The sequence below is a fragment of the Lentzea sp. genome (assembly GCF_036380075.1).
In the GTDB taxonomy this organism is placed as follows: domain Bacteria; phylum Actinomycetota; class Actinomycetes; order Mycobacteriales; family Pseudonocardiaceae; genus Lentzea.
The window spans coordinates 1-9,053 of record NZ_DASVFL010000089.1; the positions used below are offsets into that span (position 1 = coordinate 1).

The 9,053-nt window shown below is 70.8% G+C and carries 10 protein-coding genes; 6 read left to right on the forward strand and 4 right to left on the reverse strand.

Going from position 1 to position 9,053, the window contains the following annotated elements; translation table 11 throughout:
- Positions 1 to 304: hypothetical protein (locus VF330_RS11150; RefSeq protein WP_330851463.1), on the forward strand; the 304-nt coding region annotated here is incomplete at its 5' end.
- Here VF330_RS11150 and VF330_RS11155 read toward each other — a convergent pair.
- Positions 267 to 1,676 carry an MFS transporter gene (locus tag VF330_RS11155; protein ID WP_330851464.1) on the reverse strand — a complete coding sequence of 470 codons (1,410 nt, stop codon included), beginning with the start codon at positions 1,674 to 1,676 and terminating at the stop codon, positions 267 to 269. The genes VF330_RS11150 and VF330_RS11155 overlap by 38 nt on opposite strands.
- Before the next feature lie 54 nt (positions 1,677 to 1,730).
- Positions 1,731 to 2,492, reverse strand: coding sequence for a glycerophosphodiester phosphodiesterase (locus tag VF330_RS11160; RefSeq protein ID WP_330851465.1), 762 nt, complete (start codon positions 2,490 to 2,492; stop codon positions 1,731 to 1,733).
- A gap of 395 nt (positions 2,493 to 2,887) precedes the next feature.
- On the opposite strand from VF330_RS11160, the gene VF330_RS11165 reads away from it, so the two are divergent.
- The 3 genes from VF330_RS11165 to VF330_RS11175 all read left to right on the forward strand — a co-directional run bounded on the left by VF330_RS11165 (position 2,888) and on the right by VF330_RS11175 (position 5,935).
- Positions 2,888 to 3,217 (forward strand): hypothetical protein, encoded by a 330-nt coding sequence (locus VF330_RS11165; RefSeq protein WP_197288003.1) that lies wholly within the window; start codon positions 2,888 to 2,890, stop codon positions 3,215 to 3,217.
- Positions 3,218 to 3,280: 63 nt separating this feature from the next.
- Positions 3,281 to 5,290, forward strand: coding sequence for a putative bifunctional diguanylate cyclase/phosphodiesterase (locus VF330_RS11170; RefSeq protein WP_330851466.1), 2,010 nt, complete (start codon positions 3,281 to 3,283; stop codon positions 5,288 to 5,290).
- 36 nt (positions 5,291 to 5,326) lie between these two features.
- Positions 5,327 to 5,935, forward strand: coding sequence for a VOC family protein (locus VF330_RS11175; RefSeq protein WP_330851467.1), 609 nt, complete (start codon positions 5,327 to 5,329; stop codon positions 5,933 to 5,935).
- Here the strand turns inward: VF330_RS11175 and VF330_RS11180 are convergent.
- A complete protein-coding gene (locus VF330_RS11180) occupies positions 5,923 to 6,897 on the reverse strand; it encodes a helix-turn-helix transcriptional regulator (RefSeq protein WP_330851468.1) in 975 nt (324 codons plus the stop codon). The genes VF330_RS11175 and VF330_RS11180 overlap by 13 nt on opposite strands.
- 108 nt (positions 6,898 to 7,005) lie before the next feature.
- Between VF330_RS11180 and VF330_RS11185 the strand changes: the two genes are divergently transcribed.
- Positions 7,006 to 7,401 carry a RidA family protein gene (locus VF330_RS11185; protein ID WP_330851470.1) on the forward strand — a complete coding sequence of 132 codons (396 nt, stop codon included), beginning with the start codon at positions 7,006 to 7,008 and terminating at the stop codon, positions 7,399 to 7,401.
- Between the two features lie 185 nt (positions 7,402 to 7,586).
- On the opposite strand, the gene VF330_RS11190 is transcribed toward VF330_RS11185, so the two are convergent.
- Positions 7,587 to 8,051 (reverse strand): PPOX class F420-dependent oxidoreductase, encoded by a 465-nt coding sequence (locus VF330_RS11190; protein WP_330851471.1) that lies wholly within the window; start codon positions 8,049 to 8,051, stop codon positions 7,587 to 7,589.
- Between the two features lie 10 nt (positions 8,052 to 8,061).
- Here VF330_RS11190 and VF330_RS11195 point away from each other — a divergent pair, with 10 nt between their 5' ends.
- Positions 8,062 to 8,904, forward strand: a complete 843-nt coding sequence (locus VF330_RS11195; RefSeq protein WP_330851469.1) for an alpha/beta hydrolase — start codon at positions 8,062 to 8,064, stop codon at positions 8,902 to 8,904.
- Positions 8,905 to 9,053 lie beyond the last annotated feature (149 nt).

The following is a 9,053-nucleotide window of genomic DNA, read 5'->3' on the forward strand; positions in this document are numbered from 1 at the left end:
GTGGGGCGGGGCAGCGGTGGCCGTGGGGGTGGTGGAGCTGCTCGCCTACGGCGTAAGTCCAGTCGTGGTGCCCGCCGCGGCGCTCGGGGTGCGGGTGTTCGCGTACGTGCGCGGGGAGCTGGCGTTGGGGCGGGCGTTGTCGGTGTTCGCCGTGCTGTGCCTGGGGTGGCCGGTGGTGGTGTTCGTGAGCGGTCCGCCGGAGTGGCGCGGGCCGGTCGTGGTGGCGGCGGCGCTGCTGGTCGCCTGCGCCGCCGCCCCGGTGGGTGCTAGACGAGAGCGGGTTCTTCGTTCCCCACGGCCTTGATGGCCCTGCGGACCGGCACGAAGATCAGCAGGACGAAGCCGGCGACGAAGAAGATGATCAGGGCGAGGATGGCGGGGCGCAGGCTGCCGGTGGCCTGGCCGACGCCCGCGAACACCAGCGGGCCGAGCCAGCTGGTGGAGCGCTCGCCGACCTCGTAGAGCGAGAAGTACTGCGCTTCGCGGCCGGGCGGCACCATCTGGCTGAACAGGCTGCGGGACAGGGCGTTCGTGCCGCCGAGGACGATGCCGATGCCGGCGGCGACGAAGTAGAACTGGAGCTCGTCGCCGGCTTTGACGAAGAACGCTGCGGTGATCACGGCGATCCACACGACCAGGGAGCCGAGGATCGTCTTCTTGGCGCCGACGCGCTTGGCGACGAAGCCGTGCAGGACGCCGCCGATGAAGGCGACGAACTGGACGATGAGGATGACGGTGATCAGCGTCTGCTGTTCGAACTTGAGCTCGACGCTGCCGTACTGGGCGGAGACGTTGGCGACCGTGGCGATGCCGTCGGTGTAGATCAGGTAGGTGCCGAGGAACGCCAGGGTGAGCGGGAACGCCTTGGCCTGCCTGAGGGTGACGCCCAGTTCCTTGAAGCCGGCGGAGACCACGGAGGCGCCGTGTTCGCCGCCGTGGGGGCGCTGGTGCTCGGTGAGGGCGCGGAGCGGGATGATCGTGAACGCCGCCCACCAGATGCCGGAGATGACGAACGCGATGCGCGCGGCGTCGCCGGAGGTGATGCCGAGGGCGTCGGCGGAGAGCGTGATGCCGAGCTGGATGGCGAGGGCGACGCCGCCGCCGAGGTAGCCGAACGCCCAGCCGCGGCTGGAGACGGCGTCGCGCTCGTCGGGCTTGGCGATCTCGGGCAGGAAGGCGTAGTAGACGACGACGCTGGCGCCGTAGCAGATGTTGGCGATGACGAAGAAGAGGACGCCGAGCTTCCAGTTGGTGCCTTCGACGGCGGCGAGCGCGATGGTGGCCGCGGAGCCGGTGAAGGCGAAGAAGCCGAGCATCTTCTTCTTGTTCTGGGTGCGGTCGGCGATGGCGCCCATGACGGGCAGCACGACGACCTGGATCACGGTGGCGACGGAGAGCAGGTAGCCCCACAGCGAGCCGGCGGGGAAGTGCAGTCCGAGGAACGTGACGTCGCAGTTGACGAGCGCGTTGTCGTTGGCGCAGGGGGCGGACCCGTTGAGCGCGGTGTCGGCCTTGGCGGCGTTGGTCGCGATGCTCGTCAGGTACAGCGAGAGGAAGACGGTGATCACGGACGTGGGGAACACGGAGTTCGCCACGTCGTACCAGACCCAGCCGCGTTGTTCCTTGCGGCGGCTGGTGGTGTTGGCGTCGGCGGCGTCGTCGCCCTTGACCTTCATGTCGGCGGACTGTACTTGTCCGCCGAGTCGTCCCATGAGCGACTGTCCAACCTGTTACCAGCTGTTGCGGGAGCGGAGAACGTCGCGCAGGAGGTCGGGCCGGTCGGTGACGAGTCCGTCGACTCCGAGGTCGAGCAGGGCGCGCATGTCGGCTTCGTCGTCGATCGTCCACACGTGCACTTCGAGGGCTCTGCGGTGGGCGGCGCGGACGAACTTGGCGTCGACGACCTTGAGGCGTCCCTGGGAGACGGGGACCTGGGCGACCTGGCCGCGGACGGCGAGTCCGGCGAGGGGGACGCGTCCGGCGGCCCAGAGGGCGCCGGCGGAGCGGGGGCCCATGGAGGTGAGCAGGCCGGGTCCGCCCTGGCGGCGCAGGCGGGCGAGGCGGTTGTCGGAGAAGCTGGCGAGGCAGACGCGGTGCAGTGCCCCGGTCTTGGTCAGCAGGTCGAGGATGGGGTCGACGGCGCTCTCGGACTTGACGTCGATGTTGAAGAACGTGTCGGGGAGCTCCTCGAGGACGTCGGCGAGGCGGGCGACGGGTTCGCGGCCGCCGACGCGGGCGTGCCGGACCTCGGTCCAGGGGAGGTCGGCGACGCGGCCGTGGCCGTCGGTGGTGCGGTCGAGGGTGTCGTCGTGGTGGACGACGACCTCGCCGTCGGAGGTGGCGTGGACGTCGGTCTCGAGGTAGCGGTAGCCCTCCTGCACGGCGCGGCGGAAGGAGCTCAGCGAGTTCTCCATGCCGGTGAGGTCGTCGACGTGCCAGCCGCGGTGGGCGAAGGCGCGGGGCCGGGGGCCTGCGAGGTAGGGGTGGGTCACGGGGCGAGTCTGCCTGGTGGGGGTGGCTCCGGGGTGGACGGTGGGTGGCGTGGCTCTTTCTTCTTGTCTTCTATTGCTTCAGTGTTGTCTAAAATCAGACCTGTCGGCCGTCTCGTCCACAGAAACGTCACAAGTGAACAAAGCAATGGAACCCGAGGGAGCCTTTCGACCATCGAAGGGTCGAGGGACGCCGGGCAGGGGAGATGTCGTTGAAGCGCGAACAGCCGAAGCAGCCGCACCGCCGCGCGACGGGCAGGGGTGGTCAGTCCTCGCCGGAGAACAGCACCACCGGGCCCGCCGGTACTGTCCGGATCCCTACGAAGGTAGTGGTTTCTGGCGCGTCGCTGGAGGTCAAGCGCCGTCATTCGCTACCGTCGCGCGCCATGGAGCGGTCCATGGAGGCGGATGAGCCGAGGCACTGCGCGTGGTGCGGGAGGCGGTTGCCGGGGAGTGGACGGATCGGGCGGCCGCGGCGGTACTGCGCCCAGCCGTGCCGGCAGCGTGCCTACGAGCGGCGGGCCGCGTTGCAGCGGGGTGGTCTTCCCGAGGACGCGGTGGTGTTGTCGACCGCGGAGCTGGCTGATCTGCAGGACCGGCTGTTCCAGCTGCGGTGTGCCGCGGAGGACGTGGTGACGGCGGCGCAGGACGGGGCGGAGAACGAGGAGCTGAGGAAGCTCGCGGCGGAGTTGGTGGAGTCGGCGAAGGGGTTGGAACGGCTGCGTTAGCCGTTCGGGCAACTGCGAACCAACCGGCGTAGCGGGTTGCTTACGTCCGGTGATCGGACGATCATGACGCGCGTGATGTCCTACTGCCGCACGGTGCTCGACCGCGCGGGCGTCGCCTATGCCGTGACGGATGCGCGCGGGAACCTGTTGTGGTGCAACCGCGCCATGGGTGTTGTGCTGGGTGTTCCGGTGGAGCAGGCGTACGGGCGGTCGTTGCCGGCGCTGCTTCCGGGGGCGCCGGAGCTGCCGTCGCCGGTGCGGGAGGTGCTGGTGCCGGGGCCGAAGTGGCTCGAGGTGCGGTGCACCCGTCTGGGTGACGACTTGATGTACGAGGTCGTGGACGTGTCGGCGTGGCGTGATCGTGAGTTGACGGTGACGCAGGAGGCGGACGCGTTGCGGCGGGCTCAGGCGCTGGGGCGCATGGGCACGTGGGAGTGGGCGATCACCGAGGACCGGGTGACGTGGTCGGACACGTTGCTGGAGATGTTCGGGTTCGAGCCGGGGACGGCGTTCGACTTCGAGCTGTACTCGCGGCTGGTGCACCCCGAGGACCTGCCGATGATCGAGGAGACGCTGGATGCGGCGTTGAAGACGGGGTCGGTGTTCACGTACACGCATCGGATGTTGCGTCCGGATGGTGCGGAGCGGGTGTTCGAGTGTTTCGGTGAGGTCGTCGTGGGGGACGACGGGGCGCCGTTGCGGGCGTTGGGGACGGCGCATGACGTGACGCAGTCGTCTCGGGTGCACGACGAGCTGGTGAGGATGGCGGAGCAGGATCCGTTGACGGGGTTGCCGAACCGCAGGGCGTTGACGCGGGCGCTGGAGCAGGAGCTGGCGGCGGGTGTGTCGGGTGCGTTGCTGGTGCTGGACCTGGACAACTTCAAGGACGTCAACGATCTGCGTGGTCATGCGGTGGGTGACCGGGTGATGCGGATGCTGGCGTCGGCGTTGCAGTCGCGGCTGGGTGATCGGTTGATCGCGCGGTTGGGCGGGGACGAGTTCGCGGTGGTGTTGCCGGGGGCGTCGCCTGCGGACGCGTCGGCGGTGGCGGATGGGTTGCGGGACGCGGTGGCGGGTTTTCCGCTGGCGGGGATCGGGACTCCGGCGCGGATCACGGTGTCGACGGGGCTGGCGGAGTTCGGTCCGGGTGACTCGTGGGAGCTGGTGCTGGCGAACGCGGATCTGGCGTTGTACGCGTCGAAGGCGGCGGGCCGGGACCGGGTGACGGTGTACGAGCCGAACCACTACGCGGACACGGTGAAGCGGGTCAGTGTGCTGGACCGGTTGCGGTCGGCGCTGGCGGGTGGCGGGCTGGCGTTGTACGGGATGCCGATGGTGGAGCTGACGACGGGTCAGACGCTGGGGCACGAGTTGTTGCTGCGGTTGGAGGACGGGCAGGAGCCGTATCTGGGTCCTGCGGACTTCCTGCCGGTGGCGGAGCGGTCGAACCTGATCCTGGAGGTGGACCGGTGGGTGTTGACGACGGCGATCGACGCGTTGGTGGCGGAGCCGGACTCGCGGTTGCGGTTCAACGTGAACGTGTCGGGGCGGACGTTGGAGGATCCGGACTTCGGTGACTTCGTGCTGGACAAGCTGGGTCGTGCCGGGGTGGCGCCGGGGCGGCTGGGGTTGGAGATCACGGAGACGGCGGCGGTGACGAACCTGGACGCGGCGGTGACGTTGGCGACGCAGCTGCGGAGTTTCGGGTGCCGGATCACCCTGGACGACTTCGGGTCGGGGTTCGGGTCGTTCGTGCACCTGAAGCACCTGCCGATCACGGGGATCAAGATCGACGGTGAGTTCGTGAAGGGGATCGAGACCAACGACGCGGACGCGGTGCTGGTGTCGGGGATCGTGCAGATCGCGAACGGGCTGGGGTTGTCGGCGGTGGCGGAGTGGGTGGAGCGGCCGTCGCAGGTGGAGGCGTTGCGCAGGTTGGGTGTGCGGGTGGGGCAGGGGTTCCACCTGGGCAAGCCGGTGCCGTTGCGTGACGTGGTGAGCGCGGAGCGCATGCGGCCGAATGGCGCATTGTCGTCTCGGGTGGTCGGAGCAGAGGATGGTGCGCGCTCCTGATCCCCTTGTGATGGGTTGCCCGTGTCGTCTTGTGGTGTGCGTCGTCTTGAGTTGAGTGTCGCCGATCCCGAGTTGTCGGTGGATTTCTTCGCCGGTGTGCTGGGGTGGACGGTGATCGCGGAGCCCGGTGGGTCGTTCTCGGGCTGGGTGGGTGATCGGCTCGCGGCTCAGGTCGTGGCGGGGGACGCGGGGTGGCGGGTGGTGTTCGGCGGTGCGGGGCCGCGGGAGCTGGAGCTGAACTCCTCTGTGGACTCGGGGAGGGTGTTGCACGGTCCGTGGGCGCCGGTGCCGAGGCATGGTGAGCCGTGCTGGGTGGAGGTGGCGTCGCCGGAGGCCGGGTACTGGGCGCGGGAGCTGGGGTGGGTCGCGTCGGGTGGGGTGTTCTCGTCGTTGCGGCACGGTGATCCGCGGGTGGTCGCCGGGATGTCGTCCGGTGACGGGCTGCTCGGCGGCTGGGGTGTGTTCTTCGCTGTCGACGATGTCGCGGCGGCGTGTGGGCGGGTGTCCGAGATGGACGGTGAGGTGGTGGCGCCGCCGTCGTCGTCCGCGGCCGGGGTGGTGGCGGTGGTGTCGGGTCCGAAGGGCGGGCGGTGTGCGTTTCTGGAGCGGCCCGCCGGCTGGGGCGGGGCTCGTCAGGGCGCGTAGCGGGCGGCGGTGTCGGTGGCGCGGCGGTGCAGGGCGTCGCGCAGCCACGGGGGTTCGAGGGCTTCGGCGTGGGTGGAGAGCTGCCAGAGGGCCCATTCGGCGTGGCGGGTGTCCTGGAAGGTGACGTGGAGGCGGAGCCGGCCGTCGGGGTCGGTGTGTTCGGTGTGGACGGCGACGGCGGTGACGAGGAGGTCGTCGCGGCGGTCGGGGTGCAGTCGCACGTGGACGGTGACCTGGTCGGTGCCGGCGCGGAAGCGGGTGCCGCGGTCGGTCCAGGCGCGGCCGAGGTCGACGGTGTCGGGGCGGTGGGCGGGTTCGTCGAGCTCGCGGGCGGCGTGGACGCGGGTGAGCCGGTAGGTGCGGTCGGCGCCGTCGCGGGTGGCGAGCAGGTAGGTGTGGTCGCGGACGGTGACGAGTCCGATGGGGTCGACGGTGCGCCATCGGGGTTGTTCGCCGGTGGCGGCGTAGTGGATGCGGAGTTTGTGGCCGGTGACGACGGCGCGGCGGATCTCGGTGATGACGGTGTCGGGGATGTCGTCGTCTTCGGTGGTGGTGCGGCGGGACAGCAGGTCGGTGTCGGGGTCGACGAGGAGTCGTTCGGCGACTGCGGTGGCGGTCTCGCGGTGGTCGTCGGGCAGGGCGTCGAGGACTTTGAGCATGGCGGAGGCGAGGGCGGAGCCGAGTCCGAACGCGCGTGCGCCGCGGCGTGATCCGGCGATGAGCAGGGCGAGGGCCTCGTCGTGGGTGAGGCCGGTGAGCTCGGTGCGGAAGCCGGGCAGCAGGGAGAACCCGCCGTGGCGGCCGCGGTCGGCGTAGACGGGGACGCCGGCGGCGGAGAGCGCGTCGATGTCGCGCAGGACGGTGCGGGTGGAGACTTCGAGCTCGCGGGCGAGGGTGGTGGCGGAGAGCCGGCCGTGGCGGCGCAGCAGCAGGACCAGTGACACCAGCCGGTCGGCACGCACGTCGCGGAATCCTACGGAATACACGACAGGGGGTGTCGTGTTTCGCGGGAATGCTCGTGCCTGCCGGTGGGACTGGCCGCCGGTGGGTGCGAATGGAGTGACGTGGCTGTGGAACGCACGACGGTGAACCCTTGGCCGTGGTCGGTGGAGTTCGGGTTCACGCAGGGGGAGGTCGTGTCCGGGCAGGGCCGGACGGTGTACTGCGCGGGGCAGGCCGCGACGGACGCCGAGGGCCGGCCTCGGCACGAGGGGGACATGGCGGCGCAGGTGGAGCTGAGCCTGGCGAACCTGGAGGAGGTGCTGGCCGCGGCGGGCATGACGCTGGCGAACCTGGTGCGTCTCACCGTGTACACCACTGATGTGGATCTGTTGTTGCGGCACTACGGGGTGCTGGTGGGGCGGCTCGGGGCGGCGGGGGTGTCGTCGACGATGACGTTGCTGGGCGTGACGCGGCTGGCGTTCCCGTCGCTGCTGGTGGAGCTGGAGGCGACGGCCGTGGGATGACCGGTGTGCGGGTGGGCGCCGGTGTGGCGTCCACCCGCGGTGTCACCGTGCCGGTGCGGGGTCGCGGTCGAAGCACGCCACGGTGAGCAGCAGCAGGGCGTTGACGACGACGAGCTTGCGGCGGTCGGCGGCGCGGTGCAGGCCCATCGCGATGAGCGTGACGGCGACAGCTTCACGGGTGTGGCTCAGGCGTCCAGTTCGGGTGGGAAGCCGCCGGTGGCGATCGGTCCCCAGTGGTCGATGGTGATGCGGATGAGCGCTTTGCCCTGGCGGAGCATGGCGGCGCGGTACTCGTCCCAGTCGGGGTGCTCGCCGGCGATGCAGCGGTAGTAGTCGACGAAGTCCTCCAGGGCCTCGGGCAGGTCGAGGACCTCGGCGGTGCCGTCGATCTGGACGTAGGGGCCGTCCCAGTCGTCGGAGAGCACGCACATCGTGACCGACGGGTCGCGGCGGGCGTTGCGGACCTTGGCGCGCTGCGGGTAGGTGGAGACGACGAGGCGGCCTTCGGTGTCGACGCCGCAGGAGACGGGGGAGACCTGCACGCCGCCGGCGGTGGCGCGGCGGGTGATCAGGACGCCGTGGTGGCGCGGGCGGAGGAACTCGAGCAGCTGGGGCCGGTCTACGCGGTCGGCCGTGGCGATCTTCGGCATGATGTGCAGCATGGCACGGTTCACCTCGTTCGACGGCACGCAGCTCGCCTACCGGGAGGCAGGGGAGGGTGTTCCCCTGGTGGTGCTGGCGGGTGGTCCGGGCAGGGCGTCGGAGTACCTGGGGACGCTGGGCGGGCTGGAGGCGTCGCGGCGGCTGGTGGTGCTGGACAACCGCGGCACCGGTGAGTCGGCCGCGCCGGTGGACGCGTTCACCTACCGGCGGGACATGCTGGTGCGGGACGTGGAGATGCTGCGCCGCGACCTCGGGTGCGAGCGGGTGGACGTGCTGGGGCACTCGGCGGGCGCGGGGATCGCGATGGGGTACGCGGCGGACTTCCCGGACCGGGTGGGGAAGCTGGTGCTGCTCACGCCGGCGTTGCGCCGCGTAGGGTTGTCGCCGGAGCAGAGCGACTGGGACGCCTTCCTCGCCGCCCGCGCGCACGAGCCGTGGTTCGCCGGTGCGGCGGCCGCGCTGGAACGCAACGCCGCCGGGGACGACTCGGTGGAGAACCGGGTCGCCGCGTCGCCGCTGCTCTACGCCCGCTGGGACGACCGCGCGCAGGCTCATGCGGAGGCGGAGCTGCGGCAGTGGAGCTACGAGGTGGCGCTGGGCTACAACGCCGAGGGCGCGTTCGTGCCGGGGGTGCTGCGGCGGGCGCTGGCCGACTTCGACCACCCGGTGCTCGTGTACGCGGCCGCGCAGGACCCGATCTCGCCGGTGCGGCGGTGCCGGGAGCTGGCGGCGTTGTTCCCGGACGCGACGCTGCACGTGCACGAGGGTGTCGGGCACTACCCGTGGGTGGAGGAACCGGAGCAGGTCGCCCGGTACATCGCGTCGTTCCTGGGCTCCTAGTGCGGTGGCCACGAACCCTTGCCGGGTTGCGACCGGTCCAGGGCGATGCATCGTGGTGCCTCCCCCACGTCCTCGTACTGGTGGTACGGGGGCGTGGGGGAGGTGCCGCGAGGCGTCCACCTGGGCCGCGCGCAACCCGGTGAGGATTG

What these genes read in the sequence shown, in the direction of transcription:
- VF330_RS11155 (WP_330851464.1), bottom strand. Translation starts at nt 1,676, where the DNA reads ATGAAGGTCAAGGGCGACGACGCCGCCGACGCCAACACCACCAGCCGC.
- VF330_RS11165 (WP_197288003.1), top strand. Translation starts at nt 2,888, where the DNA reads ATGGAGGCGGATGAGCCGAGGCACTGCGCGTGGTGCGGGAGGCGGTTG.
- VF330_RS11170 (WP_330851466.1), top strand. Translation starts at nt 3,281, where the DNA reads ATGACGCGCGTGATGTCCTACTGCCGCACGGTGCTCGACCGCGCGGGC.
- VF330_RS11190 (WP_330851471.1), bottom strand. Translation starts at nt 8,051, where the DNA reads ATGCCGAAGATCGCCACGGCCGACCGCGTAGACCGGCCCCAGCTGCTC.
- VF330_RS11195 (WP_330851469.1), top strand. Translation starts at nt 8,062, where the DNA reads ATGGCACGGTTCACCTCGTTCGACGGCACGCAGCTCGCCTACCGGGAG.